The following is a 25,161-nucleotide window of genomic DNA, read 5'->3' as shown; positions in this document are numbered from 1 at the left end:
CCCGACGGCACGAGGGAGAACATGAAGCCGCTGACCGAGAACGACATCCGCGAGTCGTTCGTCAACGCCCTGCCGGGCGACCTCGACCGCCTCCCGATCCCCGGACTGCACGAGATGCTCTGGGAGGACCGGGAGTTCCTGGGCTGGCGTGACCCCCAGGCCCACCACCGGGGCTACATCGTCCACTGGATGGACGGCCGGCCCGTCGGTCTCGTCGTCCGGTCGTCGAGCAGCTCGCTGCGCCCCGGCATCGCCGCCATGTGCTCGCTCTGCCACTCGCCCCAGCCGGCCACGCAGGTGCGCCTCTTCACCGCTCCCAAGGCCGGCGAGGCCGGACTGAACGGCAACACGCTCGGCACCTACATCTGCGAGGACCTCGCCTGTTCGCTGCTGATCCGGGTCGCTCCCCCGCACCTCAACCCGCCCGAGCAGATCGCCCAGCGTTCGGCCGGCCTCGCCGAGCGGGTGCAGGGCTTCACGGCCAACGTCATGAAGACCGCCTGACGCACGGCCGTCCCGCACGCCGTCACCGCACCTCCTACGGTCCCCTCACGCCCCCAGCCCCTCCACCGAAAGGCACCGTCGTGTCCGTCGTCAAGATCAACGCCATCCACGTCCCCGCAGGCTCGGGCGCCGAGCTCGAGAAGCGCTTCGCCGCGCGCAAGCACTCGGTCGACGGAGCGGAGGGGTTCGAGGGATTCCAGCTGCTGCGCCCCGTCAAGGGCGACGACCGCTACTTCGTCGTGACGACCTGGCGCAGCGAAGAGGACTTCGCGGCCTGGTCGGCCGACGGCGCGAAGGCCGCCCACGCCCGTCCCGCCGGATCGGGAGAGGCTCCGCGCGGCCCCGTCGCCACCGGTGCCGACCTGCTCGAGTTCGAGGTCGTCGAGCTCTGATCCCCACTTCGCTCGACGTCGAGCCATGTCGGTCACGGTGACAGCGATCTCCAGGCTTCGCGCGTAGTCTCCTGCCCAATCGCCGACCCGCTCGGGGCCCGGCGTGAGAGGTCGCGATCGTCATGAAGAAGTCCACCCGCTGGGCCACCGCCGCCGCCGTCCCCGTGGCCGTCATCGCCGCGAGCATCGTGGTCCCCGCCGTCTCGGCCACGGCCGACGTCGACCTGCCCGACAAGACGCCGCAGCAGGTGCTGGCCCTCGCCGCCTCGAGCTCGGAGGCGTCCTACTCGGGCACGATCGAGCAGACCTCCGACCTCGGGCTGCCCGACGTGTCGGCCCAGGCCACGGGCGGCGGGTCGTCGTCCGACGCCGCCGGCGCCCTCGAACTGCTCACCGGCAGTCACACCGCCAAGGTGTACGCCGACGGCGCCTCGAAGCAGCGCGTCCAGGTGATCGACCAGCTCGCCGAGCGCGACGTCATCCGTGACGGATCGAGCGTCTGGGCCTACGACTCGAAGACGAAGGAAGCGACGCACGCGACGCTGCCCGCCCAGGGGACCACCGAGAAGCCGAGCGCCCTGCCCGACGGCACCTCCGTCCCGCAGACCCCGGCCGAACTGGCCGACCTCGTCCTGTCGTCGCTCGAGCCCACGACGACCGTCACGGCCGACTCCGACGTCAGGGTGGCCGGACGGGACGCGTACCAGGTCGTCCTGACCCCGAAGGACTCCTCGACGCTCGTCGCGAGCGCGACCCTCACCGTCGACGCCGAGACCGGCGTCCCGCTCAAGGTCGTCGTCGCCGCGAAGGGGCAGAGCGACCCGGCCCTGTCGGCCGGGTTCACCTCGGTCGACTTCGGCGCCCCTGCGGCGTCCGTCTTCGCGTTCACTCCGCCGGCGGACGCGACCGTGACCGACGTGACCGTGCCGACCGGCGCCTCCGGACGGTCGCACGGTGACGCGGCGCACGCCGAGAAGACCGTGATCGGCTCCGGGTGGAGCACGATCGTCGGGGTCACCCCGGCGGCGGGGTCGACCGACGGCACCTCGTCGGCCGACGCCGACACCACGGGGTTGCTCGACCAGCTCACGACGAAGGTCGACGGCGGTCGCGTGCTCGAGACCTCTCTGGTCTCGGTCCTGCTCACCGACGACGGCCGGGTCTTCGCCGGGGCGGTCGACGCCTCGACGCTGCAGGCCGCCGTCGCCGGTCAGTGACCTCCGGCCGGTGAGCCACGACACCGCCACCGTCCCGGCGTCGACCGACGGTGACGAGTCCCGAGGGGCGTTCGCCGTCGAGACGACCGGTCTGACGAAGCAGTTCGGGCATCAGCGTGCCGTCGACGGCGTCGACCTCGCGGTCCCCTACGGCAGCGTCTACGGGTTCCTCGGCCCGAACGGCTCGGGCAAGACCAGCACGATCCGCATGTTGCTGGGGCTCACCTCGGCGTCGAGTGGCGACATCCGGGTGCTCGGCGGGTCCATGCCCGACGACCTGCGCCGCGTCCTGCCCCGCGTCGGCGCGCTCGTCGAGGGTCCGGCGTTCTATCCGTTCCTGTCGGGCCGGGCGAACCTGCACCGCCTCGACTCGGGTGACCGCTCGGCCCCGGCCGCCACGCGCCGTGCCCGGGTCGACGCCGCCCTCGACCGCGTCGGGCTCGGTCACGCCGCCTCGAAGAAGGCCCACGCGTACTCGCTCGGCATGAAGCAGCGCCTCGGCATCGCGAACGCCCTTCTCATGCCGCGAGACCTGCTGGTGCTCGACGAGCCCAGCAATGGCCTCGACCCGCAGGGCACGCGCGAGGTCCGCACCCTCATCCGCTCCCTCGCCGACGAGGGCACGACCGTCTTCGTCTCGAGCCACCTGCTCAGCGAGGTCGAGCAGATGTGCACGCACATCGGCGTGATGAGCGCCGGCCGGCTGCTGACCCAGGGCACGCTCGACGACCTGCGCGCGCTCGGCACGCACCGGGTCCGCCTGCTCACGCCGGACCCGGACGCCGCCCGCGACGTCCTCGTGCGCCTGGGACTCGCCCCGGAGGCGCGGGCCCGGCCGGACGCGACGCCCGCGACCGCAGGCGGTTCGGTGAGCGTGGAGGCCGAGCTCGCCGTCGAGGGGCTCTCGCCCGAGTCGATCGTCGTCGCCCTCGTCGCCGCGGACGTGCGCGTGCGCGGATTCGAGGTGGCCGGAGCCAGCCTCGAGGACCGCTTCGTCGACCTGACCGGGGAGGGCTTCGATGTCGCCGGCTGACCCCAGGGACTCGCGTCCCGACGCCGTCCTGCCCGCCGACCGCACGCGGGGCGGTCTGGGTCTCGCCCTGCTGGGAAGCGAACTGGCGGTGCTCTTCCGCCGCGTCCGCACGATCGCGCTGCTCGCCGCGCTGGCCCTGATCCCGGTGCTGCTCGCCGTCGCCGTCCGGGTCACGTCGTCCGACGGCGGCAGTGGTCGAGGGCCGGCCTTCCTCGGCGACATCACGCAGAACGGCCTCTTCGTCTCGCTCACCGCCCTGACGGTGGCGATCCCGCTCTTCCTCCCGCTGACCGTGGGGGTCGTCGCGGGCGACACGATCGCGGGCGAGGCGAGCCTCGGCACCCTGCGGTACCTGCTGGTGACCCCGGTGGGCCGGGTGCGCCTCCTGCTCGTCAAGTACGCGGCCGCGGCCGCGTTCTGCCTTGCCGCCACGCTGGTCGTGGTGGTCTTCGGGGCGATCGCCGGTGCCGCGTTGTTCCCGGTCGGGCCGGTCACGCTGCTCTCGGGGCAGACGATCGGCCTGGGCGACTACGCACTGAGGCTGCTGCTGATGGCGCTGTACGTGACCGTGTCGCTGCTCGGCCTCACGGCGATCGGCGTCTTCGCCTCGACGCTGACGAGCGTGCCGGTGGGGGCCATGGCTGCCACGATCGTGCTCTCGACCGTCGCGCAGATCGTCGATGCGCTGCCGCAACTGGACGTCCTGGACCCCTGGCTGTTCACGCACCACTGGCTGGGCTTCGCCGACCTGATGCGCGACCCGGTCTCGTGGGACTCGTTCGGCGCCAACGCCCTGCTGCAAGCCGGCTACGTCGTCGTCTTCGGTGCCCTGGCGCTCGGTCGGTTCACCACCAAGGACGTCCTGAGCTGACCCGTGGGTGCGCCGGTGTCGGCGGTCGCGGTTACCGTGGATCGGTGATTCCCCGTATCCGCCGCTCTCCTGTCACCTCCCGACCGGTCCGCCTGACCGTGGCGGCGTCGCTCGCCGCGACGGCCCTGTTCGCCGTGGCCGGCTGCACCTCCACCGGGGTCGACGACGCCGACGGGCGCACGGCCCTCGTCACCCACGAACAGGAGGCGCGGGTCACCGTGGTCGGCGCCGCCACCGCCCCCGAGAGGGCCGTCGAGGCCAGCCGGGCGATGTTCGCGTCGAGTCCGGTGGCCGTCGTCGCCCCGGACGGCGACCAGGCAGGCCAGGCCGAGGCGGCCGACGAGGCCGCTCGACTGGGCGTGCCGATGCTGCTCGCCCCGGCGGGCACCTCGACCGGGTCGCCGTCCGGCGGCCCGTCGAGCGGGGGCCCGTCGAGCAGCGGCCCGTCGAGCGGGCCGTCCGTCCTGGCGGCGGAGCTCGACCGGCTCGGTGTCGAGACGGTGCTGGCGGTGGGCGACGTGGGGGCGATCGACGGGGCGGGCGTCGAGATCGCGACCACCGCCTCCTCGGTCGACGTGCCCGACGCGGCGACGCCCCTCGACGACGTCCTCGCCGTCGTGGCAGGGGGCGACGACGTCGCGGCCACGGCCACCGCACGGGCCGCGGGTGCCGAGGTGCAGGCCCTGCCCGACGGGGTCGTCGACCTGCAGTCCTCCGGTGAGGCGATCGACGCACTGCACGCCTCGACGACGACCGACACGGTGTTGATCGGGTCGACGTTCACGGCGGTGCGCGACCCCGGGTGGTCGGTCGCGGCGGCCCGGTCCGGGGCACAGCTGCCCGGCGGCGGCCAGCGGTTCTTCCCGGACCGACGGTTCGTGGCGCTCTACGGCGCTCCCGGCACCGGGGCGCTCGGCGTGCTCGGCGAGCAGGACGTCGCCGCGACCGTGCAGCGCGCCACCGACGTCGCGGCGAGCTACGACGCGGCGAGCGACCGTCCCGTGGTGCCGATGCTCGAGGTCATCGCGACGGTCGCCGCCGGTGCCGCGGGGGACGACGGCGACTACTCGAACGAGCTGTCGGTCGAGAGCATCGAGCCCTACGTGGACGCGGCCGCCGCCGCCGGACAGTACGTGGTGATCGACCTGCAGCCGGGTCGGGCGGACTTCCTCAGCCAGGCGAAACGCTACGAGTCGCTCCTGTCGCGGCCGAACGTCGGCTTGGCGCTCGACCCCGAATGGCGCCTCGAGGCCGACCAGGTGCCGTTGCGCCAGATCGGCGGCGTCGAGGCGAGCGAGGTGAACGCCGTGTCGACCTGGCTGGCCGACCTCGTGGCCTCGAAGGGTCTGCCGCCGAAGATGTTCGTCCTGCACCAGTTCCGTCTCGACATGCTGCGCGACCGGCCGTCGATCGACACGTCCCGACCCGAGCTGGCCACGCTGATCCACGCCGACGGCCAGGGCTCGCAGCCCGACAAGCAGGCCACCTGGCGCACGCTGCACGACGGCGCTCCGGCCGGGGTCGCCTGGGGCTGGAAGAACTTCTACGACGAGGACACCCCGATGCTCTCCCCCGAGCAGACCATGGCCGACGTGTCGCCGACGCCCGACCTGGTGACGTACCAGTAGCGCGTCGTCGAGGTCGCTCCGGCGACCCGTGCGGACGATTCACCGGCAGGTGGACGAAGATGAGGAGTCCGAAACCGACCGATGGGAACGCAGCACCGTGGCCACGAACGACGAAGTCGACCTGATCATCGACGCCTGGGCCCGCGAGCGCCCCGACATCGACTTCGCACCCCTCGACGTCTTCTCGCGCCTCCGCCGCCTGTCGCGGCGCCTCGACCGCATCCGCAGCGAGGCGTTCGCCCACGCGGGCCTCGAGATCTGGGAGTTCGACGTGCTCTCGGCCCTGCGTCGGGCCGGTGACCCCTTCCAGCTCAGCCCGAAACACCTCGTCACGGCGACCATGGTCACGAGCGGCACCATGACGAACCGACTCGACCGTCTGGTCGAGCGTGGCCTCGTCGAACGCCACGGCGACCCGAGCGACGGCCGCGGTGTGCTGGTGCGCGTGACCGAGGACGGCATCGCGCGGGTCGACGCCGCCATGTTGAGCTTGGTCGATGCCGAGAGCGCCAGGTTGCACTCTCTCTCGCCAGCCCAGCAGGCCCAGCTCGCCGACCTGTTGCGCCTGGTCGGCGACGAGTTCAGCTAGCAGCAGCGTCGGGCCGGTCGTGGATCAGCTCGAGAACGCCGAGCTGGGCAGGTCCTTCTCGCCGTCGACGATCGCGCGCACGATGCGCTCGGCCACCGCGTCCGGGTCGAGGGCCGCACCGAACGCCGGCGCCGTCCCGGCGACCGCCCGCGTGGCGAGGCCGGTGTCGGTGTGCCCCGGGCGTGCGTCGAGCACGCGGATGCCGTCGCGCCGGTACTCGCGTCCGGCGGCCGACGCGAAGGCCGCCAGGGCCGCCTTGGACGCCGAGTAGGCGGCCATCCCCACGGTCGCGGCCTCGGACACGACGCCGCTGATCGTCACGACGAAGGGTTCGCGACCGGCCGCCGCGGACTCCGCGAGGGCGGCGTGCGCGGCGCGCACCAGACGGATGGGCCCGAGAGCGTTCGTCTCGACGAGTTCGTCGAGCGTGTCGTCGTCGAGGTCCTTCGCCGCTCCGAAGGCGACGACGCCCGCGGCGACCACGACTCCGTCGAGGCGTCCGTGCTCGTCGAGCGCCGACCGGACCAGCGCCGCGCCTCCCGACCGGTCGCGCAGGTCGGCGAGGTAGGCGCCGGTACCCGACAGCGACTCGGGGCGTCGGGCCGCACGGACGACGACGGCCCCTTCGTCCTCGAGCATCGCGGCGACACGCACGCCGAGTCCGCCGGACGCGCCGGCCACGAGCACCACGGCTCCGTCGAGATCGGTCATGCCGCCGACCCTACGCGCGCGCCGCCGTCCGACGCCGGGGAGGACACCGCAGGAGGCGCGGGTCGCGTCAGGCGGACGCGCGCACCACCAGCTCGGTCGGCAACGTCATCGCGGCGGGCTTCTCGCCGTCGATCACCTGCAACAGCAGGCGCACCATCTCGTTGCTGATGCGGTCGAACGGCTGACGCATGGTCGTCAGCGCCGGTGTCGTCTCGGTCGCGACGCGGGAGTCGTCGAACCCGGCCACGGCGACGTCCTCGGGCACCCGACGGCCGGCGGCCCGCAGGGCGTCGATCGCCCCGGCGGCCATGCGGTCGTTGCCCGCGAACACGGCGTCGACGTCGGGGTGGTCGGCGAGCAGCGAGGCCATCGCGACGCGACCGCTCTCGCGCCCGTAGTCGCCGTGACGCACGAGCGACTCGTCGAGGTCGCCACCCAGCTCGGCGCGGTAGCCCTCGAGCCGGGTGATGCCGCCGGGGGTGTCGGCGGGGCCCGTGATGGTGGCGATGCGGCGACGCCCGAGACCGCGGAGGTAGGCCACCATCTCGCGGGCACCCTCACGGTCGTCGGCCGCGACCCAGCCCATCTTCTTCTCGTGTCCGAGCGGGATGCCACAGGCGATCGCCGGCACCCCCGACTCGACGACGTCCGTCAGCAGGCGGCCGCCGCTGTGTGCTGAGACGAGCAGGACGCCGTCGACGTGGCCGGCGCCGATGTACGCCAGCGCCCGCTGCTGTTCGGCCGGCGACCCGGCCATGATCAGCACGAGCGAGACGTCGCGGTCGGCGAGGGCCGCGGCGGCCCCGCGCAGCAGGATCGAGAAGTTGGGGTCCTCGAAGAGCTGCTGGTGGTCCTCGGTGAGCAGGAAGGCGACCGAGCCGGTGCGGTTCGTCGCGAGGCTGCGCGCATGCGGGTTGACGCGGTACCCGGTGGCCTTGATGGCCGCCTCGACGGCGGTCTTGGCCTCGGGGCTGACCCACCGGCCGCCGTTGAGCGCCCGCGAGACGGTGCCCCGCGAGACGCCCGCCGCCGTCGCGACGTCGTCGATGGTCGGTCGTCCCCGACCCGTCGCGCTGCTCACGCGGCCAGCATAGGGTGCCGCCGGCGCCGGGCCCGCCGGCACTACTTGACCGCGCCGGCGGCGAGGTCGACCTTCCAGAAGCGCTGCAGCACCAGGAAGATGGCGATCAGCGGGATGACCGACAGCAACGCCCCGGTGATGACGAGCGTGTAGAGCGCCGGCGCCGACGCCCCCTGGTTGAGCAGGCCGTTGAGGCCGACCGTCAACGGGAACAGCGAGTCGTCGCCGAGCATGATGTACGGCAGCATGAAGTTGTTCCAGATGGCGACGAACTGGAACAGGAAGATCGTCACCAGTCCCGGCAGCAGCATCGGGACCGCGATGCGACCGAAGATGCCCATCTCACGGGCCCCCTCGGTGCGCGCGGCCTCGATCACGTCGGTCGGCACGGCGGCCGCGGCGTAGATGCGGGCGAGGTAGATGCCGTAGGGGCTGATGATCTGCGGCAGCAGCACGCCCCAGAAGGTGTTCGTCAGGCCGACGTTCGCCAGCAGGAAGTACTGCGGGATCGCCAGGATGACGCCGGGCACGAGCACGCCCATCAGCAGCACGTTGAACACGACCTTCTTGCCGGGGAACTCGAACTTCGCGAGCACGTAGCCCGAGAGCGCCGAGACGAACGTCGACGCGATCGCACCGATGCCGGCGTAGAGGGCCGTGTTGAGCATCCACCGCCAGAACAGGCCGTCGCGGTACTGCGTGAGGGCGACGACGTTGTCGAGCAGGTGACCGCTCGGCGCGAGCGTGAAGGTCGAGAAGAGCTCGCCGCCGTCCTTGGTCGAGGCCATGACGACCCAGAGCACCGGGAACAGGCAGTAGACGGCGCCGATCAGCAGCAGCACCGTCGAGACGACGCTCGTCCGTTCGGCGTGCAGGCGCGGGGCGGCCGGGTCGCGCGGCACCTTGCCCGAGGCTCCGCGGCCCGTCGAGGAGGCGCGGGTCGGGTCGGGCACCGGGGCCGCCGCGTCGCGGGAGCCGTCGAGGTCGATCGTGGTCATGGTCAGTCCTCCTGGCCGAACGCGCGCTTCTGGACGACCCGGAGGAAGAAGAAGCTGACGATGAAGGTGGCGAGCGCGATGACGACCGAGGTCGCCGCCGCCGAGTAGATGTCGTCGCGGGTGAACGCGTCGCGGTAGACGAGCATGAGCGGCGACCAGCTGGTCGACAGGCTGTTCGTGAGCGGACGCAGGGTGGTCGGCTCGGCGAACACCTGCAGGGTGGCCACCATCGAGAAGAGCGCGGTCATGACGAGCGCGGGAGCCACCATGGGGATCTTGATGCGCAGGGCGATCTGCACCTCGCTGGCGCCGTCGAGGCGGGCGGCCTCGTAGACGTCGGTCGGCACGGCCTTGAGCGAGGTGTAGATGACGATCATGTTGAAGCCGACGCCGCCCCACAGGGCGATGTTGGCGATCGCGAACAGGACGGTGCCCGAGCCGAGCACGCCGTCGACGTCCCAGCCCAGCCGGTCGAACACGTAGTAGAAGGGGCTCACGGCGGGCAGGTACAAGAAGCCCCACAGCAGCGAACTGATCACGGCGGGCACGGCGTAGGGCATGAAGATCGACACACGCGAGAACGCCGTGGCCCGGGTGCGCTTCGAGTCGAGCAGCAGGGCGAAGAGCAGCGCGAGACCGAGCATGCACGGGATCAGCACGACGCCGTAGAGCAGGACCCGCCCGACGCTGGCGGCGAACTCGGGGTCGGTGAGCGAACCGACGTAGTTCTCGAAGCCGGCGAACACCTGGCTGTCGCCGCCCGAACCGAGCCCGAGGCCGACGACCTGCTTCTTCCGGAAGCTGAGGAACAGCGTGTAGACGATGGGCGCCGCCATGAACAGCACGAAGAGCACGATGCCGGGGGCGAGCATGGCGTAGGGCGTCAGCACCCGGGTGCGGAAGCTTCCGTTGCCCTTGCGCGTCGCGGGCCGGGGCGCCTCGCGACCGGTCGACGACGGCGGGGGGCCGGCGCCGTAGGTGCGGGGGCTGAGGGGGGTGAGGGTGTCGGCCATGCCGGGTCCTTGGGTCGAGACGGGTGTGACGGAGGGGTGACGGGGCGGGCGGGGCGACCCCGACCGCCCCGCCCGATGTCGCTACTCGACCGAGAAACCGCTCTTGGTCAGGTCGTCGACGGTGATCTTCTGCATGGCCGTGACCGCGTCCTCGAACGCCGCCTGGGTCTTCGCGTCGGCGGCCTTGGCGAACTCGTCGTTGTAGGCGCTGAAGGCCACGTTGACGTTGGGACCGTAGGTGAACGGGTTCACCGACTCGGACGCCTCGGCCGCGATGTCGTAGAAGTCGTCCTGCTGGCTGAAGAACTCGGGGCTGGTGGTCAGCGCGTCCTTCGCGGCGTCGGTCGCGGCCGGGTAGACGCCGGCGATGTCGGCGAGCGCCGCCACCGCCGTGGGGTCGGTGTTGAGCCACGTCGCGAACTCGACCGCCGCCTCCTTGTGCTCGGACTGGGTCGTGACGGCCGTGGTCGAGCCGCCCCAGTTGCCGTCCGCCGGCTTCGAGGCGTCCCACTGCGGCATCGGGGCCGCGGTCCACTTGCCGGCGGTGTCGGGGGCGTTGCCGCCCAGCACGCCGGGGGCCCAGACCGAGCTGATCCAGCCGACCTGGCTGCCGTCGTTCAGACCGGCGTTCCACTCGGGCGTGTACATCGGCTTGTTGTCGATCGCCCCGCTCTCGACGAGCCCGCCCCAGTACGAGGCGACCTTCTCCGTCGGGCCGCCCTCGATGTCGACGCCCCAGCTGTCGCCGTCGATCGACCACCACGAGGCACCGGCCTGCTGCGTGAGGCCGGCGAACCAGCCGGCGTCGTTGGCCGAGAAGGTGCCGAGGTACTTCGTCGGGTCGGCGGCGTGGAGCTTCGTGGCGACGTCGGCGTACTCGTCCCACGTGGTCGGGACGCTCAGGCCGTACTGGTCGAGGACGTCGGTGCGGTAGTACGCCATCATCGGGCCGGAGTCCTGCGGGATGGCGTAGACGCCGTCACCGCCGAGGGTCACCGACGACCAGGTGCCCTCCGAGAAGTCGCCCTCGAGGTCGGCGGCGCCCTGGTCGGAGATGTCGGCGAGCGCGTCCGAGGACACGAGCGTCGGGATCTTCTGGTACTCGGCCTGGATCAGGTCCGGTGCGCCGCTCCCGGCCTTGATGGCGGTGAGCAGCTTGGTGATGGCCGGGTCTCCGCCGTCCTGTTTGTTGACGGTGACCTGGATGTCGGGGTTGTCCTGGTTCCAGAGGTCGACGACCTTGTCGAGGTTCGGGGCCCAGGCCCAGTAGCTGAGCTCGACGGGACCGTCGTCGGCCGCGCCTCCCCCGGCGCCGGAGCACCCGGCGGTGAGCAGTAGGGCGGCGGTCGCGACCGTGGCGACACCGAGACGGCGGAATGAGCTGCGCATTCGTCCTCCTTGAGGAAAGCAAGAGCTGTGGTGGGGGCGGGACAGCGCGTGCTTCGGAGAACCACGTCGCTGTGCCTGTGAGCGGTTACAGTTACGCACAGCGGTTTTCGCTTGTCAACACCGTTATGGGCCCTTTTGCTGCTCGATACCGGTGTGTTACAACTGGGAGCGCACACAGTCAAAGGAGATCACCGCATGTCACTCGAGCTCGACGCCCGACCCACGCCCCAGGCCACCACGACCTGGCTGCCCGGCCGAGCCGACCTGCGCTACGGCGGCGACTACAACCCCGAACAGTGGCCGCGCGAGGTCTGGCTCGAGGACATCGCCCTGATGAAGCAGGCGGGCGTCAACCTGGTCAGCGTCGGCATCTTCTCGTGGGCCCTGCTCGAACCCCGCGAGGGCGAGTACGACTTCGGTTTCCTCGACGACATCCTGGGCCTGCTGCACGACGCCGACATCGACGTCGACCTGGCCACCCCGACGACCGTCCCGCCGGCCTGGTTCTGGAAGGCCTACCCCGACTCCCACCCGGTCACGCGGGACGGCGTCACCCTGGGTCGCGGCTCCCGCGGCATGGTCAGCCCGAGCAGCCCCGACTACCGCCGGGCGGCCCTCGCGATCACCGAGCGGCTGGCCGAGCGCTACGCGAACCACCCCGCGGTCGTGCTCTGGCACGTCCACAACGAGTACGGCGCCCCGATCAGCGAGGACTACGGCCCCCACTCGGTGCTCGCCTTCCGCACCTGGCTCGAGGAGAAGTACGTCACCCTCGACGCGCTCAACGAGGCCTGGGGCACCCGCTTCTGGGGCCAGACCTACGGCGAGTGGGACGAGATCGACGCCCCGCGCACCTCGGCCACGGTCGTGAACCAGACCTCGCGCCTCGACTTCGCCCGCTTCACCTCCGACGCCCTGCTGGCCTGCTTCACCGCCGAACGCGACGCGATCAAACGACACGCGCCGCACCTCCCGGTCACCACGAACTTCATGGCCACGAACTGCCCCTCGATCGACTACTGGAGGTGGGCCCGCGAGGTCGACGTCGTCGCGAACGACCACTACCTCGTGGCCGAGCGCCGCGACAACCACGTGCTGCTCGCCATGGACGCCGACCTCACCCGTTCGCTCGCCGGCGGTGCCCCGTGGATGCTGATGGAGCACTCGACCTCGGCCGTCAACTGGCAACCACGCAACATCGCCAAGCGCCCCGGCGAGCTCGCCCGGAACGCCGCGAGCCACCTGGCCCGGGGCGCCGACGCGATCCTGTTCTTCCAGTTCCGGGCGTCGCGGTACGGCGCCGAGAAGTTCCACTCCGCGATGCTGCCGCACGCCGGCACCTCGACCCGCACCTGGCGCGAGGTCGTCGACTTCGGCGCCGACCTGGGTCGGCTCTCGGCCGTCCGCGGCAGCCGGGTGGAGGCGCGGGTCGCGATCCTCTGGGACGTCGAGTCCTTCTGGGCCCACGACCTCGAATGGCGGCCGTCGGTCGAACTCCAGCACCGCGAGCGCGTCGTCGCCTGGTACTCCGCCCTGTGGCAGCTCGGCGTGACGGTGGACTTCCGCCACCCGCACGACGACCTCTCGGGCTACGACCTCGTGCTCGCCCCCTCGCTGTACCTGGCCGACCGGCGGACGACCGACGGCCTCGGCGCGTTCGTCCGCGGGGGCGGCACCTTCGTCGCGTCGTACTTCTCGGGCGTCGTCGACGAGAACGACACCGTCCACGCCGGTGGTGCACCCGGCGCCCTGCGCGAGGTGCTCGGCCTCTCGGTGCCCGAGTTCCTCCCCCTGTACGCCGACCAGGTCGTCACCCTCGACGACGGCACGACGGGCACGGGCTGGTCCGACGACATCGTGCTCGAGGGCGCCGTGGCGGTCGCGAGCTACGTCGACGGCCCGGCGGCGGGAGGTCCGGCGGTCACCCGCCACGCCCACGGCGAGGGCTCGGCCTGGTACGTCTCGACGCGCACGACCGGGGCCGATCTCGAGGGTCTCGTCCGGTCGGTGCTCGACGACGCCGGGGTGCCGCTGCCGGTGGACCACCCCGAGGGGCTCGAGGTCGTCGTGCGCCACGGGGACGACGTCGACTTCACCTTCCTGGTCAACCACGCCGAGACCGCGACCGACGTCGTGGTCGGTCAGGGCACCGAGCTGATCACCGGCGCCGCCGTCGACGGCCGCGTGGGCGTCCCCGCCGGTGCGGTCCGCGTCGTGAGCCGCCCGCGCGGCTGAGCCGCGACGCGAGGCGACCGCAGGAGGCGCGCTGCCGGCGTCGAGACCGGCACCGCGCCTCCTGCACCCACCCCTCGAGAGCCCCACCCGGCAGCCGCAGCCCCCGCCACACCGATCGTCAAGGAGGACGACACGATGACACGACCCACCAGCACACCCCGGCCCCGCGTCGATCGGAGGGGCCGGCGCGGTCTCGCCGTCGGCGCCGCCCTCGCCACGGCGGCCCTGGGAGCCGGCCTGCTGTCGGGAGCCCCCGCGACCGCGGCCCCCGGCGGCCCGGCTCCCCGCCCGGTCGTCGTGCAGGACCCCGGCTTCGAGCAGGGCGCGGCGGGCTGGGTCTCGAAGGGGAAGGACACCACGACGCTCGAGGCGGGCGGGCACGACTCGGCCACGCGCCTGACGCACGTGCTGTCGACGGCCGGCACGGCCACGACCAGCCAGAAGCTCAAGAAGGTCACGCCCGGCTGGTGGACCTTCTCGGCGTGGGTGAAGAGCGGTGGCGGGCTCGCCACGAGCACGCTCTCGCTGACCGGGTGCGGCTCCAGCTCGAGCACGGACGCCGCGGGCACGACGGTCGTCCCCTCGACCGAGTCCGACGACGGCTGGCTGCACCTGTCGGTCTCGGCCGAGGTGACGCACAGCCAGTGCACGCCCACGCTCACCACGTCGGGCGCCGCGGGGGCCTGGGCGAGCATCGACGACGTGACCTTCACACCCGGTCGTGTCACCCGTGACGTCCGCGGGGCCGACCTCTCGGGCCTGCCCCGCAACGAGGACCGCGGAGCCGTCTACCTCGACGCCGCCGGTCGTCCGACGGATGCCGTGCAGCAGCTCGCCGACCACGGCGCGAACATGGTGCGGCTGAAGGTCTGGGTCGATCCGACCGACGGCTACAACGACCAGGACGACGTCGTCGCGATGGCCGCGCGGGTGAAGGCGGCGGGCATGCAGCTGCTCGTGGACTTCCACTACAGCGACCGCTGGACCGACCCGGGCGCCCAGACCATGCCGAAGGCCTGGCTCGGGCTGAGCGCCCCCGAGGTCGCCACGAAGATCCACGACCACACCCGCAGCGTGCTCGACGCCCTCGCCGCCGAGGGCATCACCGCGGACGCCGTGCAGGTCGGAAACGAGATCAACCCCGGCATGGTCTGGCCGCTGGGCCAGACCTGGGACGTCGACCCGAGCGACGGCGTCAGCGGCGCGCAGTGGAGCAACCTGGCGATGTTCCTCACGGCCGGAGCGACGGCGGTGAAGGAGGTCTCGCCGACGACGCAGGTCGTGCTGCACCTGACGAACATCAACAACGGGGTCGACGGCCTGACCTGGTGGTTCGACGAGGCGACCTCACGCGGGGTGCCGTTCGACCTGATCGGCCTCTCGTACTACGGCTACTGGCACGGCGGGCTGTCGGGCATGCAGCAGGCGGTCACGACGCTCTCGGCGCGCTACGACCGCGACGTGCTCATCGTCGAGACCTCGTACCCGTGGACGCTCGAGGACGACCCCGACCACACCTGGGAGAACGTCGTCGTCGACCCGTCGCAGCTGGTCGCCGGCTACCCCGCGACGCCCGAGGGGCAGGCCGCGAACTTCCGCGCGATCCAGGACGTCGTGGCCTCGGCCCCGGGCGGCCGCGGAATCGGCGTGGTCGCGTGGGAACCCGCGTGGACCGCGGTCGACGGTGCCGGGTGGGACCCGGACGACCCGACCTCGGGCAACGCGTGGGAGAACCAGGCGATGTGGGACCACGACGGTCGCCCGCTGCCCGCACTCGACGAGTACGCGGCCGACTGACCCGGGCGAACGCCGGGTGATCCCGGTCGGCCACGTCACGGACCGCGATCGGGGACCCCCAAGATGGGCTCATGCCCTCCTCCCCGCGTCCGCGAGCCCGCGTCGACCGACGCACCGTGTTGCTCGGCGTGGGCGGCGTGGCCGTCCTCGGTGCCGTGGGGGCCGGCGTGGCCCTGCGGACCGCGCGGACGAGCGGGGAGGCGCAGGTCACGCCGACCGCGCCTCCTCGGCCGGTCGACGCCCTGCGGGCCGCGCGTCCCGCCACCGTCGCGCACCGCGGCGGATCACGTGACTGGCCCGAGATGTCGCTGTACGCCTATCGGCAGTCGGTCGCGGCCGGGGTCGACGCGCTCGAGATGTCGCTCTCCCGGACGTCGGACGGAGTGTGGTTCGGGCTGCACGACGAGACCCTCGACCGCACCTCGGGCACGTCCGGCTTCGTCGCCGCCGAGCACACCTGGAGCGAGGTGCAGCGGTACCGCATCTCGGCGGCCGGGACGACCGACCCCGGGCAGTCGGACCAGCCCTACGCCCGCTTCGACGAGATCGTGCGCGAGTTCGGCCGTGACCACGCCCTGTTCGTCGACCCTAAGTACGTCGGGGCCGATTTCTACCCCGAACTGTTCGAGATCGCGCGGACCCAGCTCGGCACGGCCGACCTCACGCAGACCCTGGTCGGCAAGGGCTACTGCACGCAGACCGAGTGGGGCGACCTCGCCAGCGCGCGGGGGTGCGAGACCTGGGGGTACTACTACGCCGACGAGCTGGCGGGCGATCCCGAGTTGCTGACCCGCACCTCCGGCTCCTGGAGCCTGCTCGGCCTCGACTGGTCGGCCCCGGCCGACACCTGGTCGACCCTCGCGGCGACCGGCAAGCCCGTGTACGGCCACATCGTGCCCGACCTCGACGCGGCGCACACCGCCCTCGACCAGGGCGCCGACGGGCTCGTCGTCTCGGGCGTCGCCGACGTCGTCGGGCCGCTCACGACCGAGGGCTGAGCCCCGACGCCCGCCGATGGGGCTCACCCCTCGCACCCCACGGGTCAGGCCGCGGTGACGGTCACCCGCTCGGGTCGCTCGGCGTCCGCCCCGAACACCAACCGACGGGTGGCGACCTTGTCGGCGAAGAACCGGTCGTGGCTGACCACGACGACCGCCCCGGGGAAGTGCTGCAGCGCCCGCTCCATCACCTGGGCGCTCGGCACGTCGAGGTGGTTGGTGGGCTCGTCGAGCAGCAGCACCGAGGCCCCCGAGAGCAGGCACTGCGCCATCGCGACGCGGGCCCGCTGACCACCCGAGAGCGCCCCGATGCGCTTCTTGAGATCGGCCTCGCTGAACTGGAACATGGCGAGGAACCGCCCGACCGACTTCCGCGTCGCGGTCAGGGCGAGGCTGTCGGGCATCGCGTTGACCGAGTGCGTGACGGTGTCGTCCTCGTCGAGTTCGGCGAGCACCTGGTCGTACGAGATCACCTTGACCCCGCCCGCCCACGCGGCCCGACCGGCGTCGGCACGTTCCTCGCCGGTCAGCACCCGCAGCAGCGTGCTCTTCCCGCTGCCGTTCGCCCCCGTGATCACCAGGCGGTCGCCTCGACGCAGCTCGAAGGTGAGGTCGTCGAAGAGCGTGCGGTCGTCGCGGGCCTTGCCGAGGCCGTCGACCCGGCAGAGGACGTCCTTGACGTGCAGCCCCGAGTAGATCTCGGTGATGATCTGGTCGACGGGGCGCGGTGCCCGCGACTTCTTCACCTTGGCCAGCTGCTTGAGCAGGTCGCCGCCGTCCTGGCGCTTGGCGGCCTTGGCGGCGTCGCGGCGGTCCGAGATGCCCTCGGCCTCGAACGCGAGCAGCTCGGACTCGTGCACGAACTGCTGCTCGAGGCTCTTCAACCGGAACTGCTTCTGGACGACGTACTCGGCGAAGTCGCCCGGGTAGTCGTGCAGGTGGAAGTTCTCGACCTCGACGATGCGGGTGACGACCGCGTCGAGGAAGCTGCGGTCGTGCGAGACGACCACGGCCGCGCCGTGGAAGTCGCGGAACCACGACTCGAGCCACTCGACGCCGGCCACGTCGAGGAAGTTCGTGGGCTCGTCGAGCAGCAGCACGTCGGGGTCCTCGAGGACGATCTTCGCGAGGGCCGCCCGGTTGCGCCAGCCACCGCTGAGGTCGTCGATCGGGCTGGTGCGGTGCGCGTCGCTGAAGCCGAGCACGCTCAGGGCGGTGTCGATGCGGCGCGGGTACTCCCAGCCGTCGACCCGGTCCATCTCGGCGAACAGCTCGGACTGCCGGTGGATCAGCTGGTCGAGGGCGTCCCCGCCGTCGGGGTCCATCGCGACCACGGCGATGTCGGCGTCGATCTGCGCCAGGTCGGCCTCGATCGCCCGCTCGTGGGCGAAGAGCCCGGTCAGCACCTCGACGATCGTCTGCGTGCCGTCGAGCTCGGAGAACTGCGAGAAGTACCCGACCCGGACGCCCTGCTCGAGCGTGACCGTGCCCTCGTCGGGCTGCACCTGGTCGAGCATCAGCTTGAGCAGCGTGGACTTGCCGCTGCCGTTGCGACCGACGATCCCCACGCGCTCCTTCTCGTCGAGGCGGAAGAACGCCTCGCGCACCACCGGGGTGCCGTCGAAGCGGACGGTCACGTCGTTCAGTCGGATCAGGCTCATGCGTCGATCCTCGCAGGCCGACGGAACACGCGGCGCCGCCCGGTTGTTGTCGTCGGAGGCATCGACGCGACCGCGGGCACCCGACCCATCCGATTGCACCGACGCCGACGAACAGGAGGCATCATGTCGGACCAGTACCGGAAAGACCCCGAGGCGGTCGCACGCCTCACCTCGACCCAGCGCCGGGTGACCCAGGGCGGCGGCACCGAACCCGCGTTCCGCAACGAGTTCTGGGACTCGAAGGACGCGGGCATCTACGTCGACGTGGTGTCGGGCGAGCCCCTGTTCGCCTCGGTCGACAAGTTCGACAGCCGCACCGGCTGGCCGAGCTTCACGCGCCCCATCGACGCCGAGCACGTCGTCGAGAAGCGCGAGGGCTTGTTCTTCAAGCGCACCGAGGTGCGCTCCACCGCCGGCGACAGCCACCTCGGCCACGTCTTCCGCGACGGCCCCACCGCCACCGGCGGGCTGCGCTACTGCATCAACTCGGCGGCTCTCCGCTTCGTCCCCTACGCCTCACTCGAAACCGAAGGATACGGTGCCTACATGACGCTCTTCTCCCCCGAATCCACCCCCGCCCCCAGCGGCACGACCGAGACCGCGATCCTCGCCGGCGGTTGCTTCTGGGGCGCCCAGCAGCTGCTGCGCCGCCGACCGGGCATCGTCTCGACCCGTGTCGGCTACTCGGGCGGCAGCGTGCCGAACGCGACGTACCGCAACCACCGCGGTCACGCCGAGGCCGTCGAGATCGTCTTCGACCCGGGCCTGACCTCGTACCGCGAGATCCTCGAGTTCTTCTTCCAGATCCACGACCCGTCGACGAAGGACCGCCAGGGCAACGACGTCGGCGACAGCTACCGCTCGGCGATCTTCTACACGAACGACGAGCAGCGGGCGACGGCCCTCGACACCATCGCCGACGTCGACGCGTCGGGCATCTGGCCCGGCAAGGTGGTCACCGAGGTCACCCCGGCCGGCGACTTCTGGGAGGCCGAAGAAGAACACCAGGACTACCTCGAGAAGGACCCCTTCGGCTACACCTGCCACTTCGTCCGCCCGGGTTGGGTGCTGCCGAAGCGCGACCAGCAGGTCGCCGCGGGCTGACGCCCGTCAGGCCCTCAGGAGGCGCGGTGCCGGTCCGACCGGCACCGTCCCTCCTTGCGCCTAGCCTGTGGGCATGCGCATCGACGACCACGGCCCCCATCGCGTCCTGCACGTCGACGCGGCCGGGCCGCGGCTGTCGACCGAGACGGACGCCGTCGACCTCGTCGGCGAGGCGTTCGGGGCGGACGCGTCGGTCCTCGTCGTGCCGGTCGCCCGTCTCGACCCGACCTTCTTCGACCTGAGCACCCGCCGGGCGGGCGAGTTCGCCCAGAAGCTCGTGGACTATCGCGTGCAGTTGGTGGTGCTGGGCGACGTCGGACGCCACGAGGCGGCGAGCGCCACGTTCCGTGACTGGGTGCGGGAGTCCAACCGTGGGCGGCACGTCTGGTTCGTCCCCGACGAAGGCACGCTGGCCGCCCGGCTCGCCGCGACCGGACCGCGCGGGTGATCGTGAGCCTCGTGTTCGACGCCGTCCTGCTCGCCGGGGGTCGCGCCTCCCGGGTGCACGGTGCCGACAAGACCGGGTTCACCAGTGGCGACGCGACGCTGCTCGACCGGGCCGTCGAGGCCTCGGTCGAGGCCCGCAGCCTCGTCGTGGTCGGCCTGCGCGACGGTCGGGTGCCGCCCGCCGGAGCCCTGCTCACCCGTGAGGAGCCCGCCTGGTCCGGGCCGGTCGCCGCCCTCGCGGCCGGTCTCGACGTGGTCGAGGACGCGGCGCCGTGGACGCTCGTGCTCGCCTGTGACCTGCCACGGGCGCCCGAGGCGGTGCAGGCCCTGCTGGCCGGCAGCGGCAGCGGCAGCGGCGACGACGTCGGCGAGCGCCGCGACGGCCTGCTGGCGATCGACTCGGGCGGGCGACGTCAGCCGCTGCTCGGGCTCTACCGGACCGGCGCCCTCGAGACCCGACTCGCGGCGCTGAGAGCCGACGGCCCCCTCACCGACCTCTCGCTGCGCCGTCTGCTCGACGGGCTCGACCTGCTCGAGGTGCCCGTGCCCGACGAGCTCTGCGCCGACGTCGACACCGTGGACGACGCCGACCGCCTGGGTGTCGTCCGGCGCGAGGCCGACGCGACTGGTTGAGTGTCGACCATGACCGACACACCTGCCGAACTCGACGCCTGGGCCGCACGACTCGTCCGGGCCCTGGGCCTGCCCGACGACTTCGTGGTCGACATCCCCGTGGTTCTCGACCTCGCCCGCGACGCGGCGCACGGCGTCGCCCGCCCGGCCGCCCCGCTGACGACGTTTCTCGTCGGCTACGCCGCGGGGCTCGCCGGCGGCTCGCAGTCCGAGCTGGACCGGGCGACCGCGACCGCCACCGCCCTGGCCACGGCCGACCCGGCGTGACGGTCCGGCGGGCCGACTGGCGGGTGGCCCGCGCCGAGGCGTCCGACGCCGCGCGGGCCCTGCCCCGCGACCTCGAGACCGTCGTGCTCGCCGACGCGGTCGGTCGCACGCTGGCCCGGGACGCCACGAGCCTCGCGCGCGTGCCCGGCTCCGACGTCTCGGCGATGGACGGCTGGGCGGTCGCCGGCGAGGGCCCCTGGCGACTCGGCCCGTCGATCGTCGCGGGCCGGGTCGCCGACGACGACGGCTCGCTGCCGACCGGGGTCGCGCGACCGGTCACCACGGGCGCCGTCGTCCCGGACGGGACGGACCGGGTGCTGCGCTCGGAGTCCGGGCACGTGGCCGACGGCGTCCTGACGGCCGACGACGACCCCCGCCGCCCGTCGCACGTCCGGCGGGCCGGAGAAGAGATCGACCGCGGCGACGCCCTGATCACCGCGGGCACGCTCCTCACCCCGCCCCGCGTCGCCGTGCTGGCCCTCGGCGGGCACGACGCCGTGCCCGTGGTGACCCGCCCGACGGTGGCCCTGGCCGTGCTCGGCGACGAGGTCGTGGCCGAGGGCGTGCCCGGGCGCGGCACGGTCCGCGACGTGTTCTCGGTGCCGGTGCCGCGCCTCCTCGGCTCCCTCGGCACGGCGTCCGCGACCACGACGCGGGTGGCCGACGACCTCGACGCGACGATCGCCGCCCTCGACCGCCCGGACCGTCGCCTCGTGGTGACGACCGGCGGCACCGCGCACGGCCCGACAGACCACGTCCGCGCCGCCCTCGACCGGCTGGGCGCCGAGCTGGTGGTCGACGGTCTCGCGATGCGTCCGGGGCAGCCCCTGGTCGTCGCGCGCCGCGACGACACGGTCTACCTGTGCCTGCCCGGCAACCCGATGGCCGCGTACGTGGGGCTCGTGGTCGTGGGGACCGCGGTGGTGGACGGCCTCCTCGGGAGGCGACCCGCGCCTCCCGGGTCCGTCACGCTCGCCGTCGACGTGGCCCACCCCCGACCCGGCGCGCTCGTGCAGGCGTACCGGGCGACCCCGGACGGAGCCGTGCCGACCGAGCGCCAGTCGTCGGCGATGCTGCGCGGCCTGGCCGACGCCGACGGGCTGCTCGTCGTGCCCGAGGGCGGGGCGCGGGCGGGCGACGTCGTCCCCTCGCTCGGCCTCCCGTGGTGAGGCGCGGACCCCGCCGGCTTTCGATTCCGGGGTTCGAGGGGTAGACCTGACCCATGGCACGCATCACGTCCCGCAAACCGGTGACCCGCATCACGGTCGGCGACGACGGCAGCGCCGGCGTCCGTAAGACCATGGACACCCTCGCGGTCGAGGAACCCCTCGAGATCCGCGTCGGCGGCACGTCGCTCGCCATCACCATGCGCACGCCCGGTCACGACTTCGACCTGGCCGCGGGGTTCCTCGTGTCCGAGGCCGTCATCTCGACCGGTGACGAGTTCTTCGCCGCCCGCTACTGCGCCGGGGCCACCGCCGAGGGGCTCAACACGTACAACGTGCTCGACGTCACGCTCGCGCCCGGGGTGCCGGCGCCCGACCCGAGCCTCGAGCGGGCGTTCTACACGACGAGCTCGTGCGGGCTGTGCGGCAAGGCCTCGATCGACGCCGTCCGCACGACGTCGCAGCACGACGTGCTGCACGACCCCCTCGTCGTCGACCCCGCACTGCTCGCCACCTTCCCCGACCGCCTCCGCGAGGGTCAGGACGTGTTCGAGAAGACCGGCGGGCTGCACGCCGCGGCGCTCTTCGACGGCCGCACCGGCGAGCTGCTCGTGCTCCGCGAGGACGTCGGCCGGCACAACGCCGTCGACAAGGTCGTCGGCTGGGCCGTCAAGGAGGCGCGGCTGCCGTTGACCGGGACCGTCCTGATGGTCTCGGGTCGCGCCTCGTTCGAGCTCACCCAGAAGGCCTCGATGGCCGGCATCCCGGTGCTCGCCGCCGTGTCGGCGCCGTCGTCGCTCGCCGTCGACCTCGCGACCGAGCTCGGCGTCACGATCGTGGGGTTCCTCCGCGGGCGGTCCATGGTCGTGTACTCACGGCCCGACCGACTCGGCGAGCCCGACGGGACCGAGCCCGCGGCCGACGTGGGCGTCCCCGGCGAGGCGGCCCGCGCCTCCTCGTCCTCCCTCGACTCCCCCGGTGGCGCGACGCGCGCCTCCTCGCCCGTCCCCCTGACGATCGGAACCAGACCGTGACCGAGAAACCGCCCGTCTCCGACGTGACCGACGCCGACATCGAGGTCGGCCCCCCGCGCGAGTGGGCCGCCGGCGTGCCCGGCGTGCTGCACTCGATGGACCCGGCCATCAAGCAGCTCGGGCTGGCCCGCACCGTCAAGCTCATGACGTCGCTGAACCAGAAGGACGGCTTCGACTGCATGAGCTGCGCCTGGCCCGACCCGAACCACCGCAAAGTGGCCGAGTTCTGCGAGAACGGCGCCAAGGCGGTCACCTGGGAGGCCAACCCGGTGCTCGTGCCCGACACGTTCTGGGCCGAGCACTCGGTGACCGACCTGCTCGACAAGACCGAGTACTGGCTCGGCATGCAGGGCCGCCTCACGAAGCCCGTGCACAAGCCGGCCGGCAGCGACCACTACCGCGAGGTGTCGTGGGACGAGGCGTTCCGCATCGTCGGCGACAAGCTGAGGTCCCTCGACAGCCCGGACGAGGCGTCGTTCTACACCTCGGGCCGCACCTCGAACGAGGCGGCGTTCGCGTACCAGCTGTTCGTGCGCGCCTTCGGCACGAACAACCTGCCCGACTGCTCGAACATGTGCCACGAGTCGACGAGCCTCGCCATGGCCGAGGTGGTCGGCATCGGCAAGTCGACCATCGCCTACGACGACTTCGAACAGGCCGACCTGATCGTCATCCTGGGCCAGAACCCGGGCACGAACCACCCGCGCATGCTGACGGCCCTCGAGGACGCCAAGCTGAAGGGAGCGAAGATCGTGGCGGTCAACCCGCTGCCCGAGGCCGGCCTGCGTCGCTACAAGAACCCGCAGCTGCCGCGGGGCGTCGCGGGTCGCGGCACCGAGATCGCCGACCAGTTCCTGCAGATCCGGCTCGGCGGCGACATGGCGCTGCTGCAGGCCGTCGCCAAGCGCGTCCTCGAGGCCGAGGACGCCGCCCCCGGCACGGTGCTCGACCACGAGTTCCTGGCCGAGCACACCGTCGGGCTCGAGGCCTTCCGCGAGCACATCGCGCAGGTCGACGACGACGAGGTGCTGCTCGCGACCGGGCTCGACCGCGCCGAGATCGACGAGCTGGCCGACCGTTACCTGGCCTCGGACCGGGTGATCATCACCTGGGCGATGGGCATCACGCAGCACCGCAAGGCCGTCGACACCATCAAGGAGATCATCAACCTGCTGCTCCTGCGCGGCAACATCGGCAAGCCGGGCGCCGGCGCCTCGCCGATCCGCGGGCACAGCAACGTGCAGGGTGACCGCACGATGGGCATCTGGGAGCAGGTCTCGGACGAGTTCCTCGACGCCCTACAGAAGGAGTTCCGCTTCGACCCGCCGCGCGAGCACGGCGTCGACGCCCTCAAGGGCATCAAGGCCATGCAGGAGGGGCGGATCAAGTTCTGGATGGGCATGGGCGGCAACCTCGTGGCCGCGATCTCGGACACCCAGCTCGCCGAGGCCGCGATGCGCGGCACCGACATGACCGTGCAGGTGTCGACGAAGCTGAACCGGTCGCACGCCGTCGTGGGCGCCGAGGCGCTCATCCTGCCCACGCTCGGCCGCACCGAGATCGACGTGCAGGCGGCCGGGCCGCAGTTCGTCTCGGTCGAGGACACCGTGTGCTCGGTGCACGGCAGCCACGGCCAGGTGCCGCCGGTCGCGCCCGACCTGCTCAGCGAGGTCGCGATCGTCAGTCGCCTGGCGCGGGCGACGCTCGGCGACCGGGCCGACCTCGAGATCGACTGGAAGGGCTTCGAGGACGACTACGACACGTTGCGCGACCACATCAGCCGGGTCGTGCCGGGCTTCGAGCGCTACAGCGAGCGGGTCCGCAGCCGCGACGGCTTCGTGCTGCCGAACGGGCCGCGCGACTCGCGCACCTTCGCGACGAAGGTCGGCAAGGCGATGATCACGGTCAACGACCTCGAGCACGTCGAACGCCCCGAAGGCACGCTGCTGCTGCAGACGCTGCGATCGCACGACCAGTACAACACCACGATCTACAGCCTCAACGACCGCTACCGCGGCATCAAGAAGGGTCGGCACGTGGTGTTCGTCAACCCGCTCGACCTCGACGACCTCGGGCTCGTCGACGGCCAGAAGGTCGACGTGTCGACGGTCTGGACCGACAACGTCGAGCGGGTGCTCCGCGACTACCGCATCGTCGCCTACCCCACGGCCCGCGGGTGCGCCGCCGCGTACTTCCCCGAGGCGAACGTGCTCGTGCCGCTCGACAGCGCGTCGATCGGCAGCAACACGCCCGTGTCGAAGGCGGTGCTGGTGCGGGTGACGCCGGCGGAGGTGCCGGTCGGGGTCTGAGCCCGGGCCGACGCGTCGGCGATCGGCGGCGCGCGGCGACGACGTCCGGTCGGTGCGGACCGACGCCCGCGGCGATGACGGGCG

23 protein-coding genes are annotated in these 25,161 nt (G+C 72.2%); 17 read left to right on the top strand and 6 right to left on the bottom strand.

The window, feature by feature from the left end; translation table 11 throughout:
* Window positions 1-21: 21 nt before the first annotated feature.
* The 7 genes from IFT88_RS05240 to IFT88_RS05210 all read left to right on the top strand — a co-directional run bounded on the left by IFT88_RS05240 (window position 22) and on the right by IFT88_RS05210 (window position 6,234).
* On the top strand, window positions 22-504 hold the full coding sequence (locus IFT88_RS05240; RefSeq protein ID WP_192119237.1) for an FBP domain-containing protein: 483 nt from the start codon (window positions 22-24) through the stop codon (window positions 502-504).
* 80 nt (window positions 505-584) lie between these two features.
* A complete protein-coding gene (locus tag IFT88_RS05235; RefSeq protein ID WP_056229235.1) occupies window positions 585-896 on the top strand; it encodes an antibiotic biosynthesis monooxygenase family protein in 312 nt (103 codons plus the stop codon).
* Between the two features lie 122 nt (window positions 897-1,018).
* Entirely contained in the window at window positions 1,019-2,113 is a 1,095-nt protein-coding gene (locus IFT88_RS05230; protein WP_192119234.1) for a LolA family protein, read from the top strand.
* A 91-nt stretch (window positions 2,114-2,204) separates the two neighbouring features.
* Window positions 2,205-3,146, top strand: coding sequence for an ABC transporter ATP-binding protein (locus IFT88_RS05225; protein ID WP_199858981.1), 942 nt, complete (start codon window positions 2,205-2,207; stop codon window positions 3,144-3,146).
* A complete protein-coding gene (locus tag IFT88_RS05220) occupies window positions 3,133-4,017 on the top strand; it encodes an ABC transporter permease (RefSeq protein WP_192119230.1) in 885 nt (294 codons plus the stop codon). The genes IFT88_RS05225 and IFT88_RS05220 overlap by 14 nt, the downstream gene beginning before the upstream one ends.
* A 44-nt stretch (window positions 4,018-4,061) precedes the next feature.
* The gene (locus tag IFT88_RS05215) at window positions 4,062-5,645 is read left to right on the top strand and encodes a hypothetical protein (RefSeq protein ID WP_342212068.1); all 1,584 of its coding nucleotides are present in this window, start codon (window positions 4,062-4,064) and stop codon (window positions 5,643-5,645) included.
* A 97-nt stretch (window positions 5,646-5,742) separates the two neighbouring features.
* Window positions 5,743-6,234, top strand: a complete 492-nt coding sequence (locus tag IFT88_RS05210; RefSeq protein WP_043596034.1) for a MarR family winged helix-turn-helix transcriptional regulator — start codon at window positions 5,743-5,745, stop codon at window positions 6,232-6,234.
* A 24-nt stretch (window positions 6,235-6,258) separates the two neighbouring features.
* On the opposite strand, the gene IFT88_RS05205 is transcribed toward IFT88_RS05210, so the two are convergent.
* From IFT88_RS05205 to IFT88_RS05185, 5 genes are all read right to left on the bottom strand, one after another.
* On the bottom strand, window positions 6,259-6,945 hold the full coding sequence (locus IFT88_RS05205; RefSeq protein ID WP_192119228.1) for an SDR family NAD(P)-dependent oxidoreductase: 687 nt from the start codon (window positions 6,943-6,945) through the stop codon (window positions 6,259-6,261).
* A 67-nt stretch (window positions 6,946-7,012) separates the two neighbouring features.
* Complete coding sequence (locus IFT88_RS05200; protein WP_043596035.1) at window positions 7,013-8,026, bottom strand: LacI family DNA-binding transcriptional regulator; 1,014 nt, start codon at window positions 8,024-8,026, stop codon at window positions 7,013-7,015.
* 41 nt (window positions 8,027-8,067) lie between these two features.
* Complete coding sequence (locus IFT88_RS05195) at window positions 8,068-9,024, bottom strand: carbohydrate ABC transporter permease (protein ID WP_192119226.1); 957 nt, start codon at window positions 9,022-9,024, stop codon at window positions 8,068-8,070.
* Window positions 9,025-9,026: 2 nt separating this feature from the next.
* Window positions 9,027-10,037, bottom strand: a complete 1,011-nt coding sequence (locus tag IFT88_RS05190; RefSeq protein WP_213016674.1) for a carbohydrate ABC transporter permease — start codon at window positions 10,035-10,037, stop codon at window positions 9,027-9,029.
* 81 nt (window positions 10,038-10,118) lie between these two features.
* Entirely contained in the window at window positions 10,119-11,426 is a 1,308-nt protein-coding gene (locus tag IFT88_RS05185; protein ID WP_192119223.1) for an ABC transporter substrate-binding protein, read from the bottom strand.
* A gap of 195 nt (window positions 11,427-11,621) precedes the next feature.
* Between IFT88_RS05185 and IFT88_RS05180 the strand changes: the two genes are divergently transcribed.
* The 3 genes from IFT88_RS05180 (at window position 11,622) to IFT88_RS05170 (ending at window position 16,456) form a co-directional block, all read left to right on the top strand.
* Window positions 11,622-13,661, top strand: a complete 2,040-nt coding sequence (locus IFT88_RS05180; RefSeq protein WP_192119221.1) for a beta-galactosidase — start codon at window positions 11,622-11,624, stop codon at window positions 13,659-13,661.
* A 135-nt stretch (window positions 13,662-13,796) separates the two neighbouring features.
* Window positions 13,797-15,458 (top strand): glycoside hydrolase family 53 protein, encoded by a 1,662-nt coding sequence (locus tag IFT88_RS05175; protein WP_192119220.1) that lies wholly within the window; start codon window positions 13,797-13,799, stop codon window positions 15,456-15,458.
* A 71-nt stretch (window positions 15,459-15,529) separates the two neighbouring features.
* Window positions 15,530-16,456: a glycerophosphodiester phosphodiesterase gene (locus IFT88_RS05170; protein ID WP_192119218.1), complete on the top strand. Its 927-nt coding sequence runs from the start codon at window positions 15,530-15,532 to the stop codon at window positions 16,454-16,456.
* A 44-nt stretch (window positions 16,457-16,500) separates the two neighbouring features.
* Here the strand turns inward: IFT88_RS05170 and IFT88_RS05165 are convergent, their stop codons facing one another.
* Complete coding sequence (locus IFT88_RS05165; protein WP_137847363.1) at window positions 16,501-18,117, bottom strand: ABC-F family ATP-binding cassette domain-containing protein; 1,617 nt, start codon at window positions 18,115-18,117, stop codon at window positions 16,501-16,503.
* A 123-nt stretch (window positions 18,118-18,240) separates the two neighbouring features.
* Between IFT88_RS05165 and IFT88_RS05160 the strand changes: the two genes are divergently transcribed.
* The 7 genes from IFT88_RS05160 to IFT88_RS05130 all read left to right on the top strand — a co-directional run bounded on the left by IFT88_RS05160 (window position 18,241) and on the right by IFT88_RS05130 (window position 25,077).
* Entirely contained in the window at window positions 18,241-19,221 is a 981-nt protein-coding gene (locus IFT88_RS05160) for a bifunctional methionine sulfoxide reductase B/A protein (RefSeq protein WP_192119216.1), read from the top strand.
* A 73-nt stretch (window positions 19,222-19,294) separates the two neighbouring features.
* On the top strand, window positions 19,295-19,669 hold the full coding sequence (locus tag IFT88_RS05155; RefSeq protein ID WP_192119214.1) for a DUF4180 domain-containing protein: 375 nt from the start codon (window positions 19,295-19,297) through the stop codon (window positions 19,667-19,669).
* Window positions 19,670-19,671: 2 nt separating this feature from the next.
* Entirely contained in the window at window positions 19,672-20,301 is a 630-nt protein-coding gene (gene mobA / locus IFT88_RS05150; RefSeq protein ID WP_192119212.1) for an NTP transferase domain-containing protein, read from the top strand.
* 9 nt (window positions 20,302-20,310) lie between these two features.
* Window positions 20,311-20,568, top strand: coding sequence for a DUF6457 domain-containing protein (locus tag IFT88_RS05145; protein WP_192119210.1), 258 nt, complete (start codon window positions 20,311-20,313; stop codon window positions 20,566-20,568).
* Entirely contained in the window at window positions 20,565-21,737 is a 1,173-nt protein-coding gene (locus IFT88_RS05140; RefSeq protein WP_192119208.1) for a molybdopterin-binding protein, read from the top strand. Before IFT88_RS05145 ends, IFT88_RS05140 begins: the two co-directional genes overlap by 4 nt.
* Before the next feature lie 53 nt (window positions 21,738-21,790).
* Window positions 21,791-22,768, top strand: a complete 978-nt coding sequence (fdhD, locus tag IFT88_RS05135) for a formate dehydrogenase accessory sulfurtransferase FdhD (protein WP_082060239.1) — start codon at window positions 21,791-21,793, stop codon at window positions 22,766-22,768.
* Window positions 22,765-25,077 (top strand): FdhF/YdeP family oxidoreductase, encoded by a 2,313-nt coding sequence (locus IFT88_RS05130; protein ID WP_192119206.1) that lies wholly within the window; start codon window positions 22,765-22,767, stop codon window positions 25,075-25,077. The genes fdhD and IFT88_RS05130 overlap by 4 nt, the downstream gene beginning before the upstream one ends.
* Window positions 25,078-25,161 lie beyond the last annotated feature (84 nt).

Origin of the sequence: Frigoribacterium sp. CFBP 8751, from assembly GCF_014841545.1 — a bacterium.
In the GTDB taxonomy this organism is placed as follows: Bacteria; Actinomycetota; Actinomycetes; order Actinomycetales; family Microbacteriaceae; genus Frigoribacterium.
Note: the sequence above shows the minus strand (reverse complement) of the source record. Positions and strands in the feature narration are given on the sequence as shown.

Excerpts from the sequence above, each read along its gene's own strand:
- IFT88_RS05240 (WP_192119237.1), top strand. The coding sequence starts at position 22 with ATGAAGCCGCTGACCGAGAACGACATCCGCGAGTCGTTCGTCAACGCC.
- IFT88_RS05230 (WP_192119234.1), top strand. The coding sequence starts at position 1,019 with ATGAAGAAGTCCACCCGCTGGGCCACCGCCGCCGCCGTCCCCGTGGCC.
- IFT88_RS05220 (WP_192119230.1), top strand. The coding sequence starts at position 3,133 with ATGTCGCCGGCTGACCCCAGGGACTCGCGTCCCGACGCCGTCCTGCCC.
- IFT88_RS05205 (WP_192119228.1), bottom strand. The coding sequence starts at position 6,945 with ATGACCGATCTCGACGGAGCCGTGGTGCTCGTGGCCGGCGCGTCCGGC.
- IFT88_RS05195 (WP_192119226.1), bottom strand. The coding sequence starts at position 9,024 with ATGACCACGATCGACCTCGACGGCTCCCGCGACGCGGCGGCCCCGGTG.
- IFT88_RS05190 (WP_213016674.1), bottom strand. The coding sequence starts at position 10,037 with ATGGCCGACACCCTCACCCCCCTCAGCCCCCGCACCTACGGCGCCGGC.
- IFT88_RS05185 (WP_192119223.1), bottom strand. The coding sequence starts at position 11,426 with ATGCGCAGCTCATTCCGCCGTCTCGGTGTCGCCACGGTCGCGACCGCC.
- IFT88_RS05180 (WP_192119221.1), top strand. The coding sequence starts at position 11,622 with ATGTCACTCGAGCTCGACGCCCGACCCACGCCCCAGGCCACCACGACC.
- IFT88_RS05175 (WP_192119220.1), top strand. The coding sequence starts at position 13,797 with ATGACACGACCCACCAGCACACCCCGGCCCCGCGTCGATCGGAGGGGC.
- IFT88_RS05170 (WP_192119218.1), top strand. The coding sequence starts at position 15,530 with ATGCCCTCCTCCCCGCGTCCGCGAGCCCGCGTCGACCGACGCACCGTG.
- IFT88_RS05165 (WP_137847363.1), bottom strand. The coding sequence starts at position 18,117 with ATGAGCCTGATCCGACTGAACGACGTGACCGTCCGCTTCGACGGCACC.
- IFT88_RS05160 (WP_192119216.1), top strand. The coding sequence starts at position 18,241 with ATGTCGGACCAGTACCGGAAAGACCCCGAGGCGGTCGCACGCCTCACC.
- IFT88_RS05155 (WP_192119214.1), top strand. The coding sequence starts at position 19,295 with ATGCGCATCGACGACCACGGCCCCCATCGCGTCCTGCACGTCGACGCG.
- IFT88_RS05145 (WP_192119210.1), top strand. The coding sequence starts at position 20,311 with ATGACCGACACACCTGCCGAACTCGACGCCTGGGCCGCACGACTCGTC.
- fdhD (WP_082060239.1), top strand. The coding sequence starts at position 21,791 with ATGGCACGCATCACGTCCCGCAAACCGGTGACCCGCATCACGGTCGGC.